Source organism: Pseudomonas sp. OTU750018, from assembly GCF_011636575.1.
Taxonomy (GTDB): domain Bacteria; phylum Pseudomonadota; class Gammaproteobacteria; order Pseudomonadales; family Pseudomonadaceae; genus Aquipseudomonas; species Aquipseudomonas peli.
The window spans coordinates 1,681,407-1,705,315 of sequence record NZ_JAAPAU010000001.1; the positions used below are offsets into that span (position 1 = coordinate 1,681,407).

A 23,909-nucleotide genomic window follows, 5' to 3' on the forward strand; every position below is an offset into this window, starting at 1 on the left:
TGGTTCTCCTTACTGGGCCGCGGCCAGCACGAATGCGCCGGTCACCAGCAGGTTGATCAGGGTCAGCGGCAGGCAGAACTTCCAGCTGAAGGCCATGACCTGGTCATACCGTGGGCGCGGAATCGAGGCGCGCAGCAGGATGAAGATCATGATGAAGAAGCAGGTTTTCAGGGCGAACCAAAAAAACGGAATCTGCGGCAGGATGCCAAACGGCCCGTGCCAACCGCCGAAGAACAGGGTCACCAGCAGCGCCGAGATGGTGATGATGCCGATGTATTCACCGACGAAGAACATGCCCCATTTCATCCCGGCATATTCGATGTGATAACCGTCGGCCAGCTCCTGCTCGGCTTCTGGCTGGTCGAAGGGGTGACGGTGAGTAACCGCCACGCCGGCGATAAAGAAGGTACAGAAGCCGAAGAACTGCGGAATGATGAACCAGAGGTTTTCCGCCTGGTAATCGACGATATCGCGCATGTTGAACGAGCCAACCTGAGCGACGATGCCCATCAGCGCCAGGGCCAGAAACACCTCGTAGGACACCGTCTGCGCCGAGGCGCGTAACGCACCGAGCAGGGCAAACTTGTTATTACTTGCCCAGCCGGCGAACAGCACGGCATACACCGACAGCCCAGCCATGGCGAAGAAGAACAGGATGCCGATATTCAGGTCCGCGACGCCCCAGGTCGGGGTGATCGGGATAATCGCAAAGGCCATCAACATGGCGGCAAAAGCGATCATCGGCGCCAGGATAAAGATGAACTTGTCGGCGAACGGCGGCGTCCAGTCCTCCTTGAAGAACATTTTGATCATGTCCGCTGCGATCTGGAACATGCCGAACGGCCCGACCCGGTTGGGGCCGTAGCGGTCCTGCCACCAGCCCAGCAAACGCCGCTCGACAAAGCTCAGCAGCGCGCCGCAAACCACCACCACCAGCAGAATCACGATGGCCTTGAGTACGGCGATCAGCACGTCCAGCACTTCGGGGGTCAGCCAACTCATTGCGCGGCCTCCTCAATGCGGGTGACCACGCTACCTGCGATCAGCGCCGGCATGCCCGCCAAACCGACGGGCAAACCGACCACACCAATGGCCAGCTCTTCGGTGATCTGCAGCGGCAGGCGCAGGGTCTGCCCGGCGACTGTCAGGCTCAGCAGCGCGCCGTCATTAACGCCCAAGCGATCCGCTTCGGCCTTGGCCAGCAGCGCGTAAGGTGCGGGAATGCGCTCTTGCAGCGGCGCGGCGCCGGCCGAGGTTTCTTCACTGCCGAACAGGTGATGCAGCGCCACGGCCTGCAAGGTACCCGGAGCCGGGTTAAAGGCGGCCGGTACACTGAACCAAGGCAGCACCGTGCCTTTGGCTTCCAGCAGACGCACACCGGGGTCACCAGCGCGCAGATGGCCGCCGACTTCGTCCTGAAACTTGTTCCAGGCCTGCGGCGAGTTCCAGCCCGGCGACCAGGCGAATGGAATCTGCTGACGGTCTTCCTTGCTGCCGGAATAGCCTTCCATGGAGAAGGCAAAAGCTGAATCCTGGTCCTGCGGCTGACGCGGCTCGTGCACGCTGATATTGGCGCGCATGGCAGTGCGACCGCTGTAACGGTGCGGCTCACGGGCCAGCTTGAGGCCCTTGATGCGGAAGGTGGCATTGGGCGCGGCTTCGCCGATGCGTGCCAGCAAGCTGTTGCTGGCAGCAACGGCAGCGGTCACCGCATCCAGCTGGGTCCAGTCGAGCGGCTTGCCCTGCAGGGTGCTGTGCAGGGCATGCAGCCAGCGCCAACCTTCACGAATCAGGATATTGGCGTCGTAGTAGCTCGGCTCGAACACCTGGAAGAAGCGCTGGGCGCGGCCTTCAAAACTGACCAGGGTGCCATCGCCTTCGGCGAAGCTGGCCACTGGCAGCAGCAGGTGGGCTTTTTCGCTGGTGGCGGTGTGCTGATGGTCGGCGACGATCACCAACTTGGCAGCCGTCAAAGCGGCATCGACCTTGGCTGCATCGGCTCGACGATAGAGGTCGTTTTCCAGCACGATCACGGCATCGGCCTGGCCGGACGTCAGCGCCTGCAGCGCCGCATCAACGGACTCGCCCCCCAGCAGGGCCAAGCCCATGCTGTTGGCTTCCGGCACCACCAGGCTGATGGAGGCGTTCTTTTCGCGATTCTTCAGCGCGTTGGCGATATTGGCTGCGGCTTCGATCAGGCTCTTCTCGCCCAAGGAGGTACCAGAGACGATCAGCGGACGCTTGGCTTCAAGCAGCGCTTCGGCAATCAACTGCACCAGCTCGCCGACATCTGCATCCAGGCCGTTAACCGCCGGGGCGCTTGGGTCGATGGCGTGGGCCACGGCGAAACCGATACGGGCCAGATCGGCCGGCGCGGCATGCACACAAGCTTCGGCAATATCATCCAGGCGCGTAGCGGTGACGCTGGCGATAAACAGCGGATGCAGCGCGTCCTGAGCGACGTTCTGCACGGCGGCCATATGCCAGTCCTGAATCTTCATCGACGCGGCGATTTCAGTGGCCTTGCCCTTGACCGCCTGACGCAGGGCCAAAGCCATGCGTGCAGCAGTCTGGGTCAGGTCTTCGCCGAGGATAAACACCGCGTCGTGCTGCTCCACTTCACGCAGAGTCGGCACAGGCAGCGGACCGTTCTGCAGGATGTCGCGGATCAGGCGGATATTTTCCAGCTCGCCCGCAGCGATACCGGAATAGAAGTTGGCCTCGCCGACCAGCTCGCGCAGGGCGAAGTTGCTTTCCAGGCTGGCGCGGGGCGAGCCGATGCCGATTACGCGTTTGCCTTTGAGCAGCTCGGCGGCCTTGTCCAGCGCGGCATCGATGCCGAGCTTTTCGCCACTGTCTTTATTCACCAGCAGCGGCTGACGCGGACGATCCGCGCGGTTGACGTAGCCGTAGCCGAAACGACCACGGTCGCAGAGGAAGTACTGGTTCACATCACCGTTGAAGCGGTTTTCGATGCGGCGCAGTTCGCCATAGCGCTCGCCGGGACTGGTGTTGCAGCCGCTGGCGCAGCCGTGGCAGATGCTCGGGGCAAACTGCATGTCCCACTTACGGTTGTAGCGCTCGGAATGGGTCTTGTCGGTGAACACACCGGTCGGGCAGACCTCGACCAGGTTGCCGGAGAACTCGCTTTCCAGCACGCCGTCTTCGACGCGGCCGAAGTACACGTTGTCGTGCGCGCCATACACGCCCAGGTCGGTACCGCCGGCGTAATCCTTGTAGTAGCGCACGCAGCGGTAGCAGGCGATGCAGCGGTTCATCTCATGGGAGATGAACGGGCCGAGCTGCTGGTTCTGGTGGGTGCGCTTGGTGAAACGATAACGGCGCTGGTTGTGACCAGTCATCACCGTCATGTCCTGCAGGTGGCAATGACCGCCCTCCTCGCACACCGGACAGTCGTGCGGGTGGTTGGTCATCAGCCACTCGACGACACTGGCGCGGAACGCCTTGGATTCTTCATCGTCGATGCTGATCCAGGTGTTGTCGGTGGCCGGCGTCATGCACGACATGACGATGCGCCCCCGCGTATCGTTTTCATCGGTGTACTGCTTGACCGCGCACTGGCGGCAGGCGCCGACGCTACCGAGCGCCGGGTGCCAGCAGAAGTAAGGGATATCGAGACCGAGGGACAGGCAAGCCTGCAGCAGGTTGTCCGCCCCATCGACTTCGAAATCTTTGCCGTCTACGTGGATAGTGGCCATGGTTCAGGTTTCTTCTTTGCCCACCGAAGCGGGCTTGGCTAATGGAATCACGTTGTGCTGCGGGGCCAGGTCAGTGGCCGCCAGAGCGCCATTGTTTTACGCGGGGACGAATTGCCCCGTCGTCGCCGGAGCCGCCGAGCTGGCCACGCCAGCCTCGAACTCCGAACGGAAATACTTGATCGCACTGCCCAGCGGCTCAACCGCACCCGGTGCGTGAGCACAGAAGGTCTTGCCGGGGCCAAGGAAATTGACCAAGCCGAGCAACGTGTCGATGTCCTGCTGCGTGCCTTGCTTGCGCTCCAGGGCACGGAGGATCTTCACGCTCCAGGGCAGGCCGTCGCGGCATGGCGTACACCAGCCGCACGACTCACGGGCGAAGAACTCTTCCATATTGCGCAACAGCGAGACCATGCTGATGCTGTCGTCCACCGCCAGCGCCAGCCCGGTGCCCATGCGCGTGCCGACCTTGCCGATACCGCCGGCGTACATCAGCGCATCCAGGTGCTCGGGGAGCAGGAAGCCGGTGCCGGCACCGCCGGGTTGCCAGCACTTGAGGGTATAGCCATCGCGCATGCCGCCGGCGTAGTCCTCGAACAGCTCGCGAGCGCTTACGCCGAAGGGTAGCTCCCACAGGCCGGGGTTCTTCACCTTGCCGGAGAAGCCCATCAGTTTGGTGCCGTGGTCTTCACTTTCCGGGCGGGCCAGGCTCTTGTACCAATCCACGCCGTTACCGACGATGGCCGGCACGTTGCACAGGGTTTCCACGTTGTTTACGCAGGTCGGCTTGCCCCACACGCCGACGGCGGCCGGGAATGGTGGCTTCGCGCGGGGGTTGGCGCGGCGACCTTCGAGGGAGTTGATCAGCGCGGTTTCTTCACCGCAGATATAGCGGCCGGCACCGGTGTGCACGAACAGCTCGAAATCAAAACCGCTGCCGAGAATGTTCTTGCCGAGCAGGCCGGCGGCCTTGGCTTCCTCAATGGCGCGATTCAGATTCGTCGCCGCATCGACATACTCGCCGCGCAGGAAGATGTAGCCGCGATAAGCCTTGAGCGCCCGCGCAGAAATCAGCATGCCTTCCACCAGCAGGTGCGGCAGCTGCTCCATCAGCATGCGGTCTTTCCAGGTATTCGGCTCCATCTCATCCGCATTGCACAACAGGTAGCGGATGTTCATGGATTCGTCGGCAGGCATCAGGCCCCACTTCACACCAGTGGGGAAGCCAGCACCGCCACGGCCCTTGAGGCCGGAGTCTTTCACCGTTTGCACGATATCGGCCTGAGCCATTTCGCTCAGGGCTTTGCGTGCAGCGGCGTAGCCGTTCTTCGCCTGGTATTCCTCCAGCCATACGGGCTGGGCATCGTCACGCAGGCGCCAGGTCAGTGGATGGCTTTCCTCACTGCGGGCAATCTTGTTGGCCGGGCCGATGGAGGTCAGCGTCTTGATGCTCATACGTAGGCCTCCAGCAGTTTGGCGACGCCATCAGGTTGCACGTCGCCAAAGGTGTCGTCGTCGATCATCAGCGCCGGTGCCTTGTCGCAGTTACCCAGGCAGCAAACCGGCAGCAGGGTAAAGCGGCTGTCGTGGGTGGTCTCGCCGAGGCCGATACCGAGCTGCTTGTGCATTTCGGCGACGACCGACTCATGGCCACCGACATAGCAGGTCATGCTGTCGCATACGCGGATGATGTGACGGCCAACCGGCTGACGGAAAATCTGACTATAGAAGGTGGCCACGCCTTCGACGTCGCTGGCGGGAATACCGAGGATTTCGCCAATCGCATCGGCAGCGCCATCCGGCACCCAGCCACGGGCTTTCTGCACGATTTTCAGCGCTTCGATCGACGCCGCGCGCGGGTCTTCGTAGTGGTGCATCTCGTGCTCGATGGCCGCATGTTCGGCTTCGCTGAGGATGAAACGATCAGTCTGAATTAGCGTATTCATAATCAGCGGTCCACGTCAGCCATAACGAAGTCGATACTGCCCAGGTACGCAATCAGGTCGGCGACCATGCTGCCGCGAATCACTGAAGGGATCTGCTGCAGGTGCGGGAAGCTCGGCGTGCGAATGCGCGTGCGGTAGCTCATGGTGCTGCCGTCGCTGGTCAGGTAGTAGCTGTTGATGCCCTTGGTCGCCTCGATCATCTGGAAGGACTCGTTGGCCGGCATCACCGGGCCCCAGGAAACCTGCAGGAAGTGGGTGATCAGAGTTTCAATGTGCTGCAGCGTGCGCTCTTTCGGCGGCGGAGTGGTCAGCGGGTGATCGGCCTTGTACGGGCCTTCCGGCATATTGCGCAGGCACTGGTCGATGATCTTGATGCTCTGACGCATCTCTTCCACGCGCACCATGCAGCGGTCGTAAGCATCGCCATTGGCGGCCAGCGGCACTTCGAACTCGAAGTTCTCGTAGCCGGAATACGGCCGCGCCTTGCGCAGGTCGAAGTCGCAGCCGGTTGCGCGCAAGCCAGCGCCAGTGGTGCCCCACTCCAGCGCTTCCTTGGTGTTGTACTGCGCCACACCGATGGTCCGCGCCTTGAGGATGCTGTTCTGCAGCGCTGCTTTCTCGTACTCGTCGAGGCGCTTGGGCAGCCAATCGACGAATTCCTTGACCAACCGATCCCAGCCACGCGGCAGGTCGTGGGCGACACCACCGATGCGGTACCAGGCCGGATGCAGACGGAAGCCGGTGATGGCTTCGATCACCTTGTAGGCGCGCTGACGGTCGGTGAAGGTGAAGAACACCGGGGTCATCGCGCCGACGTCCTGAATATAGGTGCCGAGGAACAGCAGATGGCTGGTGATGCGGAAGAACTCAGCCAACATGATACGGATCACGTCGACCCGTTGCGGCACAGTGATGCCCGCAAGTTTTTCCACGGCCAGCACGTACGGCAGGTTGTTCATCACCCCGCCGAGGTAGTCGATGCGGTCGGTGTAGGGAATAAAGCTGTGCCAGCTCTGCCGTTCAGCCATCTTCTCGGCGCCACGGTGGTGGTAGCCAACTTCCGGCACGCAATCGACGATTTCTTCACCGTCGAGCTGCAGGATTATGCGGAACGCACCGTGGGCCGACGGGTGATTGGGGCCGAGGTTGAGGAACATATAGTCCTCGTGCTCGCCGCCACGCTTCATGCCCCAGTCTTCCGGCTTGAAGCGTGCGGCTTCTTCTTCTAGCTGCTGCTTGGCCAGAGTCAAACTGAACGGATCGAACTCGGTGGCGCGCGCCGGATAATCCTTGCGCAGCGGGTGACCTTCCCAGGTCGGCGGCATCATGATTCGCGTCAGGTGCGGGTGGCCGCTGAAGTGAATGCCGTAGAGGTCCCAAACTTCGCGTTCATACCAGTTGGCGTTGGGCCAGATGCTGGTGACGCTGGGCACATTGAGGTCACGCTCACTCAAGGCAACTTTGAGCATGATGTCGCTGTTCCGCTCCAGCGACATCAGGTGATAGAACACGGTGAAATCCGCACCCGGCAGACCACGACGCTGGGTACGCAGGCGCTCGTCGACACCATGCAGGTCATACAGCATGACGTAGGGGCGCGGCAGGTTGCGCAGGAAGGTCAGGATCTCGACCAGGCGCTCGCGGGCCACCCACAACACCGGCATGCCGGTACGGGTGCTCTGTGCGGTAAAGGCATCAGCGCCAAAACGGGAATTCAGTTCGACGACCACATCTTGGTCGTCAGCCTTGTACGGCGGTATGGACAGAATGCTGTCTGCAGTCATGGTCTCGGTCGCTATCGGTCAACGGCGTCAGTAGGCGGGCTCAAGCGAGCCCAGGCTCACACTTCGTCGGGGCTACGCAGATTGGTCACGGCGATCCGCTGCTCGCGACGCTGTTCTTTCTGCGAAGGCATTTCGGCACGGTAAACACCCTGATCACCGACCACCCAGGACAACGGCCGGCGCTCCTGACCAATGGATTCCTGCAGCAGCATCAAGCCTTGCAGAAATGCCTCGGGGCGGGGCGGGCAACCGGGAATATAGACGTCGACCGGCAGGAACTTGTCGACTCCCTGGACCACGGAGTAGATGTCGTACATGCCGCCAGAGTTGGCGCAGGAGCCCATCGAGATCACCCACTTGGGTTCCAGCATCTGCTCGTACAGGCGCTGGATGACCGGGGCCATCTTGATAAAGCAGGTGCCGGCGATGACCATGAAGTCAGCCTGGCGCGGGGAAGCTCGAATCACTTCCGCACCAAACCGCGCAACGTCGTGCGGCGCAGTAAAGGCGGTGGTCATTTCCACATAGCAGCAGGACAGGCCGAAGTTGTACGGCCAAAGGGAGTTCTTGCGCCCCCAGTTCACTGCGCCATTGAGAACATCTGAGAGCTTGCCCATATAGATGTTCTTGTGGACTTGATCATCTAGCAGCGGGTCGGAAACAGTCTCCCGCTCGCCGACCGGATAGCGCTCATTGGGCGCATCCGGATCGATCCGAGTAAGTTTGTAGTGCATTGCCAAAGCCTCATTGTTTTAGCTTCGCCTGCCGCTCACGACGACCCTGAGGTGCCCAATCGAGCGCCCCAATCCGCCAAAGGTAGACAAGACCTGCCAACAGAATTGCTATAAAGACTGTAGCCTCGATTAGCCCAGCCCAGCCGCTTTCGCGCACTGAAACGGCCCAAGCGAAGAGAAAGAGGGCTTCGACATCGAATATCACGAAGAGCATCGCGACCAAATAGAATTTAGCTGACAGGCGCAGGCGCGCACTGCCGACGGGCAACATGCCAGACTCAAAGGGTTCGTTCTTGCTGCGGCCCCAGGCTTTGCTGCCCAGCAGGCTGGAAAGGCCAAGCATAAAGCCAATCAGCCCGAAGACTCCGAGCAGGAAAACAGCAAAAGCCCAGTTATGGGACATGGTCGTTACCGCATCAGGCATGCCGGTACTCCTTAGGCAAAAGGAACGGCTTGTAAAATTTTATTATGGCGAACGCGACCCCAAACCGGGTCACTCGCAAAGTATGGCGCAATTCTATGCGCACAACGTTTTAGTAACTAATTATTTTCTGTTCACAAAGCGACAAAAATGCGTAGCCAATCGCCAAAACCCTCTCAACACATAAACCACGGGCGCTGAACCGCATCAGCAGTTGGTTCGATTGAATACAGCCGCTATGCTTGGCTGCATCTCAATGGATAAAGACTATGACCCTCACCGAACTGCGCTACATAGTCACCCTCGCTCAGGAACAACATTTCGGCCGTGCAGCTGAACGTTGTCACGTCAGCCAACCCACGCTGTCGGTGGGGGTGAAAAAGCTCGAAGATGAGCTCGGCGTGCTGATCTTCGAACGCAGCAAAAGCGCAGTGCGCCTTACGCCTGTGGGTGAAGGCATCGTCACCCAGGCGCAGAAGGTGCTAGAACAGGCCCAAGGCATTCGCGAACTGGCCCAAGCTGGCAAGAACCAGATGGCCGCCCCTCTGAAAATCGGCGCGATTTACACCGTCGGGCCTTACCTGTTTCCGCATCTGATTCCGCAGCTGCATCGCGTCGCTCCGCAGATGCCGCTGTATATCGAAGAAAACTTCACCCACGTGTTGCGTGACAAGCTGCGCAACGGTGAGCTGGACGCGATCATCATCGCCTTGCCGTTCCACGAAGCCGATGTGCTGACCAAGCCGCTGTACGACGAACCCTTCTATGCCCTGCTGCCAGCCGGCCATCCGTGGGCGGAACTGAAGACCATCGACAGCAAGCTGCTGAATGACAAGAGCCTGTTGTTGCTCGGTGAAGGCCACTGCTTCCGCGATCAGGTGCTGGAAGCCTGCCCAACCCTGCGCAAGGGCGGCGAAGACAGTGCCAAGCACACCACCGTGGAATCCAGCTCGCTGGAAACCATCCGCCACATGGTCGCCTCAGGCCTTGGCGTGTCGATCCTGCCGTTCTCCGCTGTCGACAGTCATCATTACGCCCCTGGGGTAATCGAAGTACGCCCGCTCAGCCCGCCCACACCGTTCCGCACCGTGGCCATCGCCTGGCGCGCCAGTTTCCCACGGCCGAATGCAATCGAAGTCCTGACCGACTCGATCCGCCTGTGCTCGGTGGCCAAACCACTGCCCAAGAGCAGCTAACACAAGCCATGACCGAATTGGCCGCGGTTTCTGTTACCGCGCTGAAAGGCGTGGGCGCTGCCCTGGCTGAAAAGCTTGCCAAGGTTGGCCTGGAAACCCTGCAGGACGTGCTGTTCCACCTGCCGCTGCGCTATCAGGACCGCACCCGCATAGTGCCGATTGGCGCGCTGCGCCCCGGTCAGGATGCCGTGGTAGAAGGCATCGTCGCCGGCGCCGATGTGGTCATGGGGCGGCGGCGCAGCTTGCTCGTGCGCTTGCAGGACGGCAGCGGCACCCTGTCTTTACGCTTCTACCACTTCAGTCAGGCGCAAAAGGAAGGCCTTAAACGCGGCACACAGGTGCGCTGCTACGGTGAAGTGCGACCTGGCTCCTCGGGTCTGGAAATTTATCACCCGGAATACCGTGCGCTGTCTGGTAACGAGCCGATTGCCGTGGAACAGACCCTGACGCCGATCTACCCGACCACCGAAGGCCTAACCCAGCAACGTCTGCGTCAGCTCAGTGAACAAGCCCTGGCGCGCCTCGGCCCGCACAGCCTGCCGGATTGGCTGCCGCGTGAGCTGGCCAACGATTACCAGCTCAGCCCGCTCGATCAGGCCATTCGCTATTTGCATCGACCTCCGCCGGATGCCGACCTGGAAGAACTGGCCGAAGGCCGCCACTGGGCCCAGCACCGCCTGGCCTTCGAGGAATTGCTGACTCACCAACTGTCGCTGCAACGCCTGCGCGAAAGCGTTCGCGCGCAACAAGCCCCAGCACTGCCCCTGGCGAAAACCCTGCCGCAGCAATACTTGGCCAACCTGGGGTTTACCCCCACCGGCGCACAACAACGCGTCGGCGCGGAAATCGCCTACGACCTCAGCCAGAGCGAGCCGATGCTGCGCCTGGTGCAGGGCGATGTCGGCGCCGGCAAGACCGTGGTCGCCGCCTTTGCCGCGCTGCAAGCACTGGAAGCTGGTTATCAGGTCGCGCTGATGGCGCCTACCGAGATTCTTGCAGAGCAGCACTTCATCAATTTCAGCAAATGGCTGGCGCCGCTAGGTCTGGAGGTCGCCTGGCTGGCTGGCAAGCTCAAGGGCAAGGCCCGCGCCAGCGCCCTGGAGCAGATTGCTGGCGGCACCCCAATGGTGGTGGGCACCCACGCGCTGTTTCAGGAGGATGTGCGCTTTGCCAAACTGGCGCTGGTGATCATCGATGAACAGCACCGCTTTGGCGTGCAACAGCGCCTGGCCCTGCGACAGAAAGGCATCGGCGGGCGTATGTGCCCGCACCAACTGATCATGACCGCCACGCCGATCCCACGAACCCTGGCGATGAGCGCTTACGCTGACCTCGACACGTCGATCCTTGATGAACTGCCGCCTGGCCGGACACCCGTGAACACCCTGGTCATCGCCGACAGTCGCCGCCTGGAAGTGGTCGAGCGTGTACGTCTGGCCTGCAACGAAGGGCGCCAGGCGTACTGGGTCTGCACACTGATCGAGGAATCCGAAGAGCTGACCTGCCAGGCGGCCGAAACCACCTTCGAGGATTTATCGGCGGCGCTCGGCGGGCTGAATGTGGGCTTGATTCACGGGCGCATGAAACCGGCAGAAAAAGCCGCGGTGATGGATCAGTTCAAGCAGGGTCGGCTGCAGCTGTTGGTCGCCACTACCGTGATCGAAGTCGGCGTCGACGTACCCAATGCCAGCCTGATGATCATCGAGAATCCGGAGCGCCTGGGCCTGGCTCAGCTGCATCAGTTACGCGGCCGGGTCGGGCGCGGCAGCGCCGCCAGCCATTGCCTGCTGCTCTATCACCCGCCATTGTCACAGCTGGGCCGTGAACGCCTGGCCATCATGCGCGAGACCTGCGATGGCTTCGTGATTGCCGAAAAGGATCTGGAATTGCGCGGGCCCGGTGAAATGCTCGGCACTCGCCAGACCGGCTTGCTGCAGTTCAAGGTCGCCGACCTGATGCGTGATGCCGACCTGCTTCCAGCAGTGCGCGATGCCGCGCAAACCCTGCTGGAACAGTGGCCGCAGCATGTCAGCCCGCTACTTGAACGCTGGCTACGGCATGGCCAACAATACGGACAAGTGTGAGCGAGAGTCTGCTGGCGTTTCGTTCGCAGGCTGCGTTGCTGCGCAAAATCTCGCCAGGCAAGACGGAGGACGCAGGTAATGGTGTTGCCTTGCCAAGTCCTCCAACAGCGCATGGCGAGATTTTCCGCGCAACCCGAAGGGCAGGGTCTGTTTTAGCGCGATGCTGCGTTTCTCGACACTCATTTGGCACACCAAACTTCGTGTCTCGTGCCTTGCCTCGTGCTAAAACAGATCCCAGCGCGGCCGCTAACGAAACGCCGAAAGCCACAAACGGCACAACCGTCGTCTGCGCCGCATTTTCCTGATCCCGCTGTTTATACTCGGGGTATTGCTACTTCTGCTGGATACCGTCATGACCGAACTTGCCCTTGCTCCCGAGACCGCTCCGCGCCCGCCAGCGGTGATTCTGCAGTTGCTGGAAAAGCTCGGCCTGCCCTATCAAGTCTGCCGTGATCTACCCGGTCTGGCGGTCGCACAGCGGCTTCAGGCGGTGTTGCTGGATGACGCAGTGGGCGCCCTGCTGGTGCTCTATCCACAGAGTCAGCTACTCGACCTCAACCGCCTGACTGAACTGACCGGCCGCCAGCTAACGGCCGTGAAGCCGGAGCGCCTGGAGCGCATGCTCGGCAAGCACAACCTGAAAGTGCTACCCGGCCTACCGCCTTTGACCAGCTCGCCGTGCCTGTATGACGAACGCCTGCTGGACGTGCCAAGCCTGTACATCGAGTCGGGCCAGCCTGGTGTGCTGCTGGAACTGGCCATTGATGCGTTCAAAAGCCTGCTGAGCAAAGCCAGCGCCGCGCGCTTTGGTGAGCCGCTGAGCAATATCCGCCTGAACCTCGACCGCCCAGACGACGACCGCGCGGAAATCACCCTGGCGGTGCAAGCCTTTACTGCCAGGCGCATCCAGCAGCGCCTGGAAGAAACCATTGAAATCCCCCCGCTGCCAGAAACTGCGCAAAAAATCATCAAATTGCGCGTCGACCCGGAAGCCACGGTCGATGACATCACCGGCGTGGTCGAAACCGATCCAGCCCTGGCCGCCCAGGTGGTCAGCTGGGCCGCCTCACCTTATTACGCCGCCCCCGGTAAGATCCGCTCGGTGGAAGATGCCATTGTCCGTGTTCTGGGCTTTGATCTGGTGATCAACCTGGCCCTCGGCCTGGCGCTGGGCAAAACCCTGAGCCTGCCCAAAGATCAACCACAGCACGCGACGCCTTACTGGCAACAGGCGATCTACAGCGCAGCCGTAATCGAAGGCCTAACCCGCGCCATCCCGCGCGCGCAGCGCCCGGAAGCCGGCCTGACCTACCTTGCCGGCCTGCTGCATAACTTCGGGTATCTGGTGCTGGCACATGTGTTTCCGCCGCACTTCTCGCTGATATGCCGGCACCTGGAGGTCAACCCGCACCTGTCGCACAGCTATATCGAGCAACACCTGCTCGGTATCAGCCGCGAACAGATTGGCGCCTGGCTGATGCGTTACTGGGATATGCCGGAAGAACTGGCCAGCGCCCTGCGCTTCCAGCATGACCCGGAATATACCGGCCCCCACGCCACCTACCCGAACTTGGTGTGCCTGTCGGTCAGCCTGCTGCGTAATCGGGGTATCGGTGCCGGCCCGCAGAGCGAGATTCCACAAAGCCTGTTCGACAACCTAGGCATTAGCCGGGAAAAAGCCGAAGACGCCGTGAGCAAGGTGCTGGCCGCCGAAGTCGCGCTGCGCGAACTGGCCGCGCAATTTCACCCTGCGAACTAAAGCGGGCTGAACAGAAAAAGGGGCCCACGGGCCCCTTTTTCATCGCTGTCGGCTAACTATTTCTTCAGCTGCGCGCGCCGCGCGGCAAACAACTCCGGCAGCACCTGCACACTGCTATCGAGCAACTGCGCTACGGCTGGCTGCTCATACAGGGCGGCATATTCGGCCAGCTTTTCACTGGGCATCTGCCGGTAGGCATACAGCATAAAGGACTCCACCGCTTGAGCGCTGGAAGCCCGCAGCGCGTCTTCCTGGGCCTTGGTTTGAGTGCTCAGCGCTTTTTCGTCGATGCTTTCGCCACGCCCCTGCAACGCCAGAAACGCCTGGGTTTTGCCGACTTCATAGCGTAACAGGGTGGCCAAGGTCGTGGTGTGTGCGGCAGCATCCAGGCGACGGACCAAGGCAAGACGCTCCTCACGCGGCGGGCGCTCGCCCAGCTGTTTGCGGTAAGCCGCCAGGCCTTCCGCGCCGCCTTCACCAACCGAGCGTTCGGCGGCGGTAAAGCCCTGCGCCAGCGGGCTTTCCAGCAGGCTCTTGGCCTTAACCAACTGGGCTTGATCGAGTTTACCGGTCAGCTTCTTGGCCAGGTCCAGGCACAGGCCATCGGCGGCAAACACCTTGGCCAACTGCGCTTGCTGTTTATCGCTCAGCCCGCGTTGCACCAGCGGCGCGCTCTGCTCGCAGAGCAAACGGATGCCTGCCAGCTCGAATAACGGCGCAAAAGCTTCGGCTTTGGGAGGCGTAGCATGGGCAAGGGAGGTGGAAAACAGCAGGGCACTCAGCAACAAACGCATGGGCAAACTCTCACGATGGCTGTATCCAGCCTAGCGAAAGCAGCGCGCGCCGGCCAGCCCTGGCGCGCGCAGATAAGCCTCAGGCAGCTTTTTTAGCCGCGCCTTTCTTCTTCGGCATCAGGTATTTGGTCAGGCCCTGGAACCAGATGACCAGCGCCGGATTGCCCTGGATTTGGATGTCCTTGTTCTGGATGCCCTGCATAAACGCCAGCTGCTTGTTCTTTGCGCTCATGGTAGCGAAACCATAGGCAGCATCCTTGAAGCCCAGGGCGAAAGCCGGATCAGTGGCCGTACCGCGCTTGCTAGTGATGCGCTGATCTTTGACGATGAAGTGACGGGCAACTTTGCCATCCAAAGTATGCAGTTGGAACACCATGTTGCGATCGACCAACTGCTGCTGGAATGCCGGGTTTTCACGGCTTGCCTTGGCCATCAGGCGGCCCAGCATCCACAGAAGAAAACGAAATTTCATGCGCAAGGCCTCGCAAAGGGTAGGGAAAAGGCGGCGCATTGTAGCGGTTTGCAGCGGGGACTACATCCGGCTGAAAGAAGGGCGTGAGCACGCCAGCCGGTAGGAGCGACCCGGAGCCGAAGGCTCCGGGCTGAGGACTCAGTTAACCGCGTCTTTCAATAACCCGCAGAAAACCGTTTCAAAATTCACGTTTTGCAATTTATTTATTCATAATCATGCACTTACAATGTATAAATCCATGCTACTGCGCTAATCGTTTCAATTCAACCCCTCAGCCCCCTAGATTCGTTGCGGAGGGATCAGGATCGCCGTGATTTTGAAACAGCGACCGCTCGGTGACTCCCCCAACACGATCTATGAGCTGCCAGAAAATGATACGTTTTGATAAATCGGTGCCTCCAAAGCTGCTTGTAATACACGAACATCCCGTCCTCCGCGCCCAGGCTCGCAAGCATCTGGAGTCATCCGGATACACGGTGGTTGAAGCAGGTAGCTGTAGAGAGGCTATCGCAATCATGCATACCTGCACCTTCGCAGGAATAATTGTCGATAACGATATGGCTGATTATGAGGCTGCATCTCCACTTTCCGCTCGGAGCGCTACTGGAAACTCTAATATCCCGTGCATAGTACTTGCAACAACTCGGGTTATTCGAAAGCCGGATAAAGATTTCAACACAACCTTAGATGATTACTTGTATAAGCCTTTCAAACCTAGCGCTCTAGCCAAGCATGTACATCAATTAATAAAGACCTCTGTTGAGATCGAGCATTTAAGGCTTGTATGCCCCGCAGCCTACGCATTGACAGGGACAACAGGAATTAACCTCACAAAATTCAACCTTCCTTTTAAACAGATGATTGTGCTTCATGCTCTTGTCAGCAACTCACCTCGCGTTGTGAGCAAAGCATGTTTCGTAGACGTTCTATATTCACACAAGAGCCCGCCAATAAATCCTTATAATGCGGTAGAGTCCTTAGTTTTTCATTTACGTAAAAGACTACGCGCCGAAGAATCAAATGTGAGTATAAAATCTGTTCGAGGCGTTGGGTATAGAGCTTCCATTAACCAAATACAGAATTCGATAAAAAATGTTAATTTTCTGAAGCTCTAAAAATCCAGCCTCTACGAAATATCGGGATTGAAAGCCGCGTCTTTACCGGATTTACTTTATCAAATTAAACGTTTAAAACATCCTAGTACACCTATCACCGACTATGGGTGCCGGACTTGGTGATGAAGGTATTTCTTCGACTTTAACGATGATTTGTTCGTTACTTAATACGCTGAGGGCAGGAAGTGCTTAGACGGTTCTTCTGACCGGGATGCCCTTCTCAATGAGGTGAAGGCTGTCAAACTGCCCATGATCGTTATGAACGATGACGACCCAAACGACCGGTTGTGTCCATATTGTCTGGGTGAGCGCTCCCGGCCAAGAAGCCAACGGGCTCATTTTCCCGTCCTTTTGTCGCCGCAACGCGGAACATACTGTGCTGCCACTCTGGCGTGGGTGTCATCAAGCGTGCCGCTTCGTGTGAGAACTTAGCTATCAAGGCATACTTGCGGGTCTTTCTTTTTTGCTTCAAGTTAATCCTCGGCATACATGAGCGCGCAAACATCTCTCAAGCTTCGCAATCGGCACACGCGCCCGATCGAAGTAGCACGCGTAAAAGCGCTGCAACCATCGCAGATCCATTCATCAGCCATGCCTCAACGTCTGAGTCATAATCTCCATGCTCACACCCACTAATTTCTTAGTCAATGACACGGCCAACCCTACACATTCGCAACTCGCACTACTCCAGATTCATTAGGCGTCAACACATCAAAAACAAGCCAACAACTGCTGCCTGTAATGCTGGGAAAAACTCACCTGATAACTTGGCTCGACTGAAAAGCCCTCTAGTGAAATGATGCTCGTAGTTCCAGCCCCAATAGCCTGCTCTTTGCCACATCCAATACTGTTATCCAGATTATTGATATTGTCTGCAGCCTCGGCCGAACTAGGCGTTGAGCCTGAAGTGGAAGCTGGCATCTGTACCTCGCTCAGTACCGCCAAGTCCTCCGGCAAATCATCCGCAATTCTCTCAGCCAAACACTGCAGCGTCGGCTCCGCCAACATGAACAGCCAAGCTTGATCATCTGACTCACCTGTACGCCTAAGCACTCGCCCAAGCACTTGCCGATAATGCAGCTCGGTGCGAATACGGCTGAGATAGCAGCACACCTGAAGCCGAGGGATGTCCGTTCCTTCGCTGATCATTCCGACAGCGACAATCCAGGGAGAGGCGCTCTGCCTAAACGCATTGATCACCTGCTGCGCATCCGGGATTTTGTTGGTCACAATGCAGCAAACTCCACCCCTGGACTCCAGAGCCTGGGCAATTTGCTGAGCGTGCTCAATGTCAGTGGCAACAACCAAACCGGCAGCATCCGGCTTGATTTGGCGAAGCTCATTGAGCTTGCTACAGCCAAGATCGAGTAGCTGATTGATCACGTCGTCATGGCGTAGCAATTCTTCGTAGGTGACAGGCGATTCCCCCAAGAGTTTGGCAATGCTGGGGAACATCCTGACTGTACTCTCAGGCCCCATCTCCTCAGTCAGTTTCACCTTCTGATTGTCGAGCAAGACAATACGAGGAGAACGGCACACCCCGTCGGCAATAGCCTCTTTCAGTCCGTAGCGGTAGTCACAGATCAAGTACCCTTCTGGTGTCGAGTAGCGGGCTAAGACAATAGCCCGGTCATCCGAGCGCCATGGCGTACCAGAGAGAGCCAAGGTGAAGGCTGCGCGGTCTTGTATCCGATGCAATATTTGTTGCCCCCAGGCGTTGCTGAGAAGAAGATCATGGCCAGCGCAGTGGTGAATTTCATCGAAGACCACAAATACACGGTAGTCATCAAGAAGCTGCCAGAATCCTTCATCTCGGTACTCCATGGCCTGGTAGGTAAACGCCGTTCCCACAGCACCTATCTGGCCATCCAGTCGCCTACCAAGTACCTCAGCGAAGGTTGAGCGGAAGCCATCGACAACCTGGCAGGATGGCGCGAAACACATAACCAGATCGATTCTGTCCTGCTTAAGCAGCCTGCTGGCCAGCTCTGCTGCCATGCGCGTCTTCCCAGCACCCGGTGTCGCCTGGCAAAAGAAGTGCGGTGTGGCAGTAAAGTGCTCCAACGCCGTGTCGATGCAGCTGAGTTGCCAGTCCCGCAGCGATGTGGTCATCGTTTAGAGGCAAGCGTCTTGAGGGTCTTTTCGATGGCGCGAAGATGTCCTAGCAGACGTGAACTGCGATCTCTGGCCTCCAGGTACTCGTCCTCAACCTTATCCCGCAAATGCGGCATATCTTCTAGGAGCAGTTTGAACCGCTCTGCCTCGCCCATCGAAGACAAAAAGTCCAAGCGGATTTCTTTGTGGAGCGTTTCCAAATGCTGATCTGCACTGGCTGACGATTCGAGCGGGACAGCCTCAATTTCATGCGCTGCTGATTCCCGCTCGTGCTCACAAGCAGTCTTGAGGCTGTTCTCAAACCCGTTATCGATCAGCTGCAATTGCAGATGTACCGGAATCGGCTTCAGGTGGTAGACCTGCCCACGCGGACGACGCTCTTCATCTAGCACAAGCCAGCCCATGCGCAGTAATCGTCGAATCTGTTCATACACATAACGGCGTAAATCGGCGACACGAAAAGTCATGCCATCTAGGCGCTTGGCATAGGCATCACGCAGTTCACGGGTCGTGAATCTTGTGTTCCCTTCTTCCTGAAGCAGCTCATACAGACGCCTGTCGAAGATAAACGAGGCCGATTTCATTGAGGCACCAGAAGAGTTAACGCGGAAAAATGCGGATTATAGTCCGTGGCTCCTGCGTCCGCAAACGCACGATAGTGCCGTCTCAGAGGAATTGAGACGGTCATGGATAAATTGGCGAAAGTGTTAGGGGAACGCATCCGAACACAAAGGAAGATTTGCCACATGTCTCAGGATGTACTGGCGTTGGCCTGCAGTATCGACCGTAGCTATATGGGCCGGATCGAGCGTGGCGAAGTAAACATCACCGTCGAGAAGCTTTATCGCATCGCAGGCGAGCTGGCCTGCGATCCATCCCGCCTTCTGCCTCAAATGTCAGAGCTACAACCGCCTGATTGATACTGGCGAAGCCTGGCGTTATCTACTGACTGCTCGGATTTGTTTTTCGGCTCCAAGGTGCCGTCCTGCACCAGCTCGCGCATGAACTTTTACACCCGCATGCTTTCTGGGTTATTCGGGTTGAGGGAACGTGCCGCAAGCTTGGCGGAAGTGGAGACGCCCTCCATAATGAAATCAGAGCGAGGCTTTCTAACCCAAAGTCTGTGGTTCCTTGCTTCATACGAGCAACCCGCCATTGCTCGTCCCACCAAATCCCGACGCATCAAGGTCCATACTGCGAGGACTGGTTCATGGAGCAAGCTCTTTCCGCCCGGATTGATCAAGAACAAGACCGCCATTCCCTGACCCTTGACGCGTTGGCCGAGGTGGATGCAGGCCGTGTGATTAACCACAAAGCAGTCCAAGATTGGGCTGACAGTCTCAGTGACGGAGATCCTACCCAGCGCCTTCTGCGCTGATACGCCCTCAAGTAATAGCGCTAGGCAGACTACTGCCTGCCCAAAAACTGCAATTGAACTAAGGGTATCTATGTTTGACTACAGTGATCCGCAGTACAAAGAACTATTTGCACTAGCCACAGAAGTTCTTGGCAGTAGCGAAATGGCTGTTGCATGGATGAATGGACCTGCTTTAGGCCTAAATGGCTCTCGTCCGATCGACCTTATTTTCGGCCCAAATAGTGCGGAGGACGTGAAAGCTCTATTAGATCGTATGCACTATGGGATTTATCATTAGCAAAACTATGGCAGCGGCTCGCGATTGCACGCTTGAATAATTGCTTCCGTTCTTTTCACGAACAATTCTAAGCTTTACCTCTAAATGGTTCGGCCAACTGATCTATATATCCGGTGGGGTAGCGCCGATCACGCAGGCCGACATCATTACTACCAGGTTGCTTGGCACTGTCGTAGAAGGTTTTGAATAGCAGATCCCACACCAACAGAAACTCGCCGAAATTAACTTGGGCATCCTCAAAATCACGTTTGTGATGCCAACGATGTGTTTCAGCTACGCCGATAATGCGCCGCAACCATCCAATCGAATAATCTAAGTTGGAGTGCTGAAAAGCCAGATGCACCGTGAGTATTCCAAACCAGGTGGCCACCAGCGAAGACGGTGTTCCCAGCGCGAACAGCAACAACAATCCAGGTCCTGCCATGATGGCCGCATGCAGGGGATGACGCCGCTCTCCGTTCATCCAGTAGAGCCGCTCAGCGCTGTGATGGGGCTCGTGTAGGTGCCACAACCAGGGGATGTGATGGCTGAGGCGGTGCATGGAATACAAACTCAGGTCTAAGATAGCTGCCACGATGAGCAGTTGTAGCCAGAGAGGCAGCTCGGTAGGAAACCCACTCAGCTCAGCAGGCACAAGGTCCCCCACACGAGATAGAACAGCGGCAGTGAACTGGATGACCGACAAATTCACGACTAGGTGAATAAGGTCCGTTAGAGTGTCATCGTGATCGTTGAGCCAGTCCTGCCGGAAAGGCTGGAGTCGCTCCATACCAGCTACACAGCCGACTCCCACGGCCGCCAGGATTGCTGTGCTTGGCCAGTAAGGGATGCCTTGATAAAGCAGCCAGATCATCGCTGCCGATATACCACCGAAAATCGCCGGATAACTAAACCAGCGAAGCAAAAACCTCGACGCGCTGCCCATTGTGAACCCTCCATGCAGTTGGTTTCACTTTGAACTGTTCGCCCGCTATACGCTTGAACGAAGGAGCTAATAACTCGGGCTGTGGATACGCAAACAGCATCGGTAGAAGTATCCCGGTTGAAGTAAATGTCAGCTTTGTAGCCTCACATGACCGAGCGCTGAAGAGGGGTCGAGTCCGAACAGCGCACGAAAAGAACGTGAAAAATGGGCTGCGTCGGCAAATCCAGCGGCATGAGCGGCCGCTGTTAGATTATGTCCGATAGATACGAACTGCAGCGCCACAACCAGCCGACTCCATTTGCGATAGCTACGCAGCTGAAGTCCGGTTTGCTCGACAAACCAATGAGAGAACCGGGTGGGCGACAGATGCACAAGCGCGGCCAGTCGCACCCGATCATCTTGTCGCTCTTCCAGCGCCTGAAGCACAGCCCGCATACGCGGATCAGCCGCCTGCGGTGTTTTCAGGCCTAGTAGTCGCCTGACCTCCTCACGAACCAGCTGAGCAGATACCTCCGGCGTTTCAAGTAGCTGCTCGATGGCAGCCGTATTGTCTGCCGGGATCGAGACCAACTGGGCGGCCGATATACAGCTCATGGCACGGGCCTCTTCCGACAGCGCATCAAGGTAGATCGAAAGCACTTCAGTGCCTTCAATCTGGTGCAGTGTGCCAGCCTTTATGCAGATGGCCGGAGCAGTAAGCACCTGATTCAGACCTCGCACCGTCACTTGACCGCAAAGGCCAATGGTCACTTGGTGCGCCATATGGCTGTGCAGATCATGGCTGCCAGCATGCCCCAAGAAGATCCCCAGCCCTGGCGATACCCAGGCTTTTCCACGCCAGCAGACGCCCTCGGAAATGGCCATTTAAGCGCCTCAGGCCTTTGTGTCGTGCTGCTGTTCGATTTTGCGAATTTCGGCCTGAAAAGCCTCATCTAACAAGCTCGGCTTCTTGCGCCAAGGCTGGCGGTCAGGCTTGCGCTGGGCGGCGTACAACACAACTTCAGCTCCCGTGGTAGCGACAAAGCTTTGTGCTTGTCGCTCAAGTTCGGCCCTCAACTCGTCTTTGGTCATAGCGCTCCTAGGATGGTTGCTGGGGGAAATTCCATGTGAAAGGCGGTGATGCCATTGCTGGAAGTGCACCAGATCTTGCCATTGTGGGCCGCCACAATGGATCGAGTAATGGCCAAGCCAAGCCCGGCATTGCTCGGGCTGCCTTCACGGCGAGCCGGGTCTACTCGATAGAAACGGTCGAAGAGCTTATCCAGGTGCTCCGGCTTGATGGTTTCGCCTGGGTTCTCGACAATTAGAGTAACGGCACTTGCGGTCGACTTGATCGTTACCAATATCGTCTTCCCGGCAGTTGTATAGCGCAACGCATTGGACAACAGGTTCGAGATCGCCCGATCCAGCATCAGCTTGTCACCCAGCACGCTGCCAGAGCCGGTCACAACCAACTGGATGCCTTGCTCGTCCGCTAATAGGTGGTAGTACTCAATCAGCTTGGTGGCTACCTCGCTGAGCTCAATGCGCGATTGCTCGGGAATGATCAGGCCGTTGTCCGACTTAGCCAGGAACAGCATGTCATCGATCATTCGCGACATGCGTTTCAGATCGTCTAGGTTCGAGTAAAGATTCTCTTCATAGGCTTCGAGGTTACGTTTTTGGGTGAGTACCACCTCGGTGTGCGTCATCAGATTACTGAGTGGTGTGCGTAACTCATGGGCGATATCGGCAGAAAAATTTGAGAGCCGAACAAATGCATCGTCGAGCCTGGCAAGCATCGCATTGAACGAAGTCACCAACTGCTGAAGCTCAAGAGGGACGGGCTCCAGTGGAATGCGCTCCTTCAGTGACCGCGCAGACATCGACGTCGCGACATGGGTCACCTGTCGCAGGGGTCTCAACCCACTACGCGCGACCACCCAGCCCAACGCAGCGCTGACCAGTGCGCTAATCACCAAGCCAATCCAGAACCACCGCTGCAACGTTTCAAAGAAATGCACATGGTTGGTCACATCAAGGATCAGCAAAGCCGTTAGAAACGCAGGTTGGTCAGGGGTTGATACCTGCGCGGTCATCCCTCGATACATGTGTCCATTTTCCTCCCACGCCCACATGCCGTGGTCAGGATTGAGGCGGTATTTCTCGGGAATATTGAAAGGCAGTGGCTCGGCAAAAAGCACGGTACCGTCGTTTGCAAGGATGATCGCCGCTAAATCGTGGTGAGCCCCTAACAGCGCTTTCAGCTGAGGCAGCACCTCTTCAAGGTCTGCATGGCTACGCGTATTACTCAGGATTTGCTGAGTCGATTCTAGCTTCTCGTCCAGCGTCTGCTGGTCAAGCATCATGAAGTGATGCCGGCTGAGCTCGTTGAAACTCAGGCCGGCCACCGTTAGGACTGCAATCACCGCAAACATGAACATCAAACTCATACGCGCGGTCAGTGACAGGTGCTTCATTCAGACTCCGGCGCATCAAGCATGTAGCCCATACCACGAGCGGTATGAATCAGTTTTAGCTCGAAATCATCGTCAATTTTCGCCCGCAAGCGTCGGATAGCCACTTCAATCACATTGGTGTCGCTGTCGAAATTCATGTCCCAGACCTGGGACGCGATCAACGACTTGGGAAGAACTTCGCCACGCCGACGCAGCAGTAATTCGAGCAGCGAGAACTCCTTTGCAGTCAGATCAATCCGCTTACCACTGCGCACGGCACGACGCTTAAGCAGATCAACTTCAAGATCGGCTATTTTCATTGTGGTCTGCGTCGGCGAACTATTGCCGCGGCGGAGCAATGTCCTGACGCGGGCTAACAACTCAGAAAAAGCGAAGGGCTTGACCAGGTAGTCGTCCGCCCCCAGCTCTAGACCTTTCACACGATCCTCGACACCGTCCCGCGCCGTCAGAAATAACACCGGGACATCCTTACCTGCAGCCCGAATCATCCGCAGCACTTCCCAGCCATCCAGGCCCGGCATCATCACGTCCAGAATCAACAGATCATAGGCCTCGCTCAGCGCATGCTGGAGTGCATCCGTTCCCGTCATAACGCGGTCGACGTTGAAGCCAGCCTCAGTGAGACCTTGTTGCAGGTAAGTGCCTGTTTTTGGCTCGTCTTCAGCGACCAGAAGTTTCATGCGGGCGGTTCCCAAATTTTGAGTGGCCTGAGTGTGCAGTCAAATCCCCCTCCC

The 23,909-nt window shown here is 58.0% G+C and carries 23 protein-coding genes; 7 read left to right on the forward strand and 16 right to left on the reverse strand.

All coding sequences use genetic code 11. From position 1 onward, the window contains the following. Nucleotides 1-9: 9 nt before the first annotated feature. The 7 genes from nuoH to HCI85_RS07915 all read right to left on the reverse strand — a co-directional run bounded on the left by nuoH (nt 10) and on the right by HCI85_RS07915 (nt 8,604). Nucleotides 10-1,002, reverse strand: a complete 993-nt coding sequence (gene nuoH, locus HCI85_RS07885) for an NADH-quinone oxidoreductase subunit NuoH (protein WP_167143813.1) — start codon at nt 1,000-1,002, stop codon at nt 10-12. Then, a complete protein-coding gene (gene nuoG, locus HCI85_RS07890; RefSeq protein ID WP_167143816.1) occupies nt 999-3,719 on the reverse strand; it encodes an NADH-quinone oxidoreductase subunit NuoG in 2,721 nt (906 codons plus the stop codon). Before nuoG ends, nuoH begins: the two co-directional genes overlap by 4 nt. 96 nt (nt 3,720-3,815) lie before the next feature. After that, complete coding sequence (nuoF, locus tag HCI85_RS07895; RefSeq protein WP_167143819.1) at nt 3,816-5,171, reverse strand: NADH-quinone oxidoreductase subunit NuoF; 1,356 nt, start codon at nt 5,169-5,171, stop codon at nt 3,816-3,818. After that, nucleotides 5,168-5,662 (reverse strand): NADH-quinone oxidoreductase subunit NuoE, encoded by a 495-nt coding sequence (gene nuoE / locus HCI85_RS07900; protein ID WP_446730774.1) that lies wholly within the window; start codon nt 5,660-5,662, stop codon nt 5,168-5,170. Before nuoE ends, nuoF begins: the two co-directional genes overlap by 4 nt. Nucleotides 5,663-5,664: 2 nt before the next feature. Further along, nucleotides 5,665-7,446, reverse strand: coding sequence for an NADH-quinone oxidoreductase subunit C/D (gene nuoC, locus HCI85_RS07905; protein WP_090250602.1), 1,782 nt, complete (start codon nt 7,444-7,446; stop codon nt 5,665-5,667). Nucleotides 7,447-7,502: 56 nt separating this feature from the next. After that, nucleotides 7,503-8,180, reverse strand: coding sequence for a NuoB/complex I 20 kDa subunit family protein (locus tag HCI85_RS07910; protein WP_090250605.1), 678 nt, complete (start codon nt 8,178-8,180; stop codon nt 7,503-7,505). A 10-nt stretch (nt 8,181-8,190) separates the two neighbouring features. After that, entirely contained in the window at nt 8,191-8,604 is a 414-nt protein-coding gene (locus HCI85_RS07915) for an NADH-quinone oxidoreductase subunit A (RefSeq protein ID WP_090250607.1), read from the reverse strand. 266 nt (nt 8,605-8,870) lie between these two features. Here HCI85_RS07915 and HCI85_RS07920 point away from each other — a divergent pair, with 266 nt between their 5' ends. The 3 genes from HCI85_RS07920 (at nt 8,871) to HCI85_RS07930 (ending at nt 13,640) form a co-directional block, all read left to right on the forward strand. Further along, entirely contained in the window at nt 8,871-9,797 is a 927-nt protein-coding gene (locus HCI85_RS07920; RefSeq protein ID WP_090250610.1) for a hydrogen peroxide-inducible genes activator, read from the forward strand. A gap of 8 nt (nt 9,798-9,805) precedes the next feature. Then, a complete protein-coding gene (gene recG / locus HCI85_RS07925; protein WP_176600619.1) occupies nt 9,806-11,881 on the forward strand; it encodes an ATP-dependent DNA helicase RecG in 2,076 nt (691 codons plus the stop codon). A 352-nt stretch (nt 11,882-12,233) separates the two neighbouring features. Then, nucleotides 12,234-13,640: an aminoacyl-tRNA deacylase and HDOD domain-containing protein gene (locus tag HCI85_RS07930; RefSeq protein ID WP_167143825.1), complete on the forward strand. Its 1,407-nt coding sequence runs from the start codon at nt 12,234-12,236 to the stop codon at nt 13,638-13,640. A 56-nt stretch (nt 13,641-13,696) separates the two neighbouring features. On the opposite strand, the gene HCI85_RS07935 is transcribed toward HCI85_RS07930, so the two are convergent. Beyond that, a complete protein-coding gene (locus HCI85_RS07935) occupies nt 13,697-14,434 on the reverse strand; it encodes a hypothetical protein (RefSeq protein ID WP_160086040.1) in 738 nt (245 codons plus the stop codon). 79 nt (nt 14,435-14,513) lie between these two features. After that, nucleotides 14,514-14,906, reverse strand: coding sequence for a helicase (locus HCI85_RS07940; RefSeq protein ID WP_167143828.1), 393 nt, complete (start codon nt 14,904-14,906; stop codon nt 14,514-14,516). Nucleotides 14,907-15,277: 371 nt separating this feature from the next. On the opposite strand from HCI85_RS07940, the gene HCI85_RS21260 reads away from it, so the two are divergent. Further along, on the forward strand, nt 15,278-16,021 hold the full coding sequence (locus HCI85_RS21260; protein ID WP_167143831.1) for a response regulator transcription factor: 744 nt from the start codon (nt 15,278-15,280) through the stop codon (nt 16,019-16,021). A gap of 711 nt (nt 16,022-16,732) precedes the next feature. On the opposite strand, the gene HCI85_RS07950 is transcribed toward HCI85_RS21260, so the two are convergent. Further along, complete coding sequence (locus tag HCI85_RS07950) at nt 16,733-18,133, reverse strand: DEAD/DEAH box helicase (protein ID WP_167143835.1); 1,401 nt, start codon at nt 18,131-18,133, stop codon at nt 16,733-16,735. Then, a complete protein-coding gene (locus tag HCI85_RS07955) occupies nt 18,130-18,720 on the reverse strand; it encodes a hypothetical protein (RefSeq protein WP_167143838.1) in 591 nt (196 codons plus the stop codon). Before HCI85_RS07955 ends, HCI85_RS07950 begins: the two co-directional genes overlap by 4 nt. Before the next feature lie 102 nt (nt 18,721-18,822). On the opposite strand from HCI85_RS07955, the gene HCI85_RS07960 reads away from it, so the two are divergent. From HCI85_RS07960 to HCI85_RS21095, 3 genes are all read left to right on the forward strand, one after another. Continuing rightward, complete coding sequence (locus HCI85_RS07960; RefSeq protein WP_167143841.1) at nt 18,823-19,056, forward strand: helix-turn-helix domain-containing protein; 234 nt, start codon at nt 18,823-18,825, stop codon at nt 19,054-19,056. A gap of 290 nt (nt 19,057-19,346) precedes the next feature. Then, nucleotides 19,347-19,514: a CopG family transcriptional regulator gene (locus HCI85_RS20960; RefSeq protein ID WP_241693739.1), complete on the forward strand. Its 168-nt coding sequence runs from the start codon at nt 19,347-19,349 to the stop codon at nt 19,512-19,514. A gap of 70 nt (nt 19,515-19,584) precedes the next feature. Beyond that, complete coding sequence (locus HCI85_RS21095) at nt 19,585-19,791, forward strand: MbcA/ParS/Xre antitoxin family protein (RefSeq protein WP_167143845.1); 207 nt, start codon at nt 19,585-19,587, stop codon at nt 19,789-19,791. Nucleotides 19,792-19,858: 67 nt separating this feature from the next. Here HCI85_RS21095 and HCI85_RS07970 read toward each other — a convergent pair whose 3' ends face one another. The 5 genes from HCI85_RS07970 to HCI85_RS07990 all read right to left on the reverse strand — a co-directional run bounded on the left by HCI85_RS07970 (nt 19,859) and on the right by HCI85_RS07990 (nt 23,855). After that, nucleotides 19,859-20,716, reverse strand: a complete 858-nt coding sequence (locus tag HCI85_RS07970; RefSeq protein ID WP_167143848.1) for a sterol desaturase family protein — start codon at nt 20,714-20,716, stop codon at nt 19,859-19,861. A gap of 129 nt (nt 20,717-20,845) precedes the next feature. Beyond that, nucleotides 20,846-21,580 carry a helix-turn-helix domain-containing protein gene (locus HCI85_RS07975; protein WP_167143851.1) on the reverse strand — a complete coding sequence of 245 codons (735 nt, stop codon included), beginning with the start codon at nt 21,578-21,580 and terminating at the stop codon, nt 20,846-20,848. A 9-nt stretch (nt 21,581-21,589) separates the two neighbouring features. Further along, nucleotides 21,590-21,787, reverse strand: coding sequence for a hypothetical protein (locus HCI85_RS07980; protein ID WP_167143854.1), 198 nt, complete (start codon nt 21,785-21,787; stop codon nt 21,590-21,592). Continuing rightward, nucleotides 21,784-23,175, reverse strand: coding sequence for a heavy metal sensor histidine kinase (locus tag HCI85_RS07985; protein WP_167143857.1), 1,392 nt, complete (start codon nt 23,173-23,175; stop codon nt 21,784-21,786). Before HCI85_RS07985 ends, HCI85_RS07980 begins: the two co-directional genes overlap by 4 nt. After that, nucleotides 23,172-23,855, reverse strand: a complete 684-nt coding sequence (locus HCI85_RS07990; RefSeq protein ID WP_167143860.1) for a heavy metal response regulator transcription factor — start codon at nt 23,853-23,855, stop codon at nt 23,172-23,174. The genes HCI85_RS07985 and HCI85_RS07990 overlap by 4 nt, the downstream gene beginning before the upstream one ends. Nucleotides 23,856-23,909: the final 54 nt, after the last annotated feature.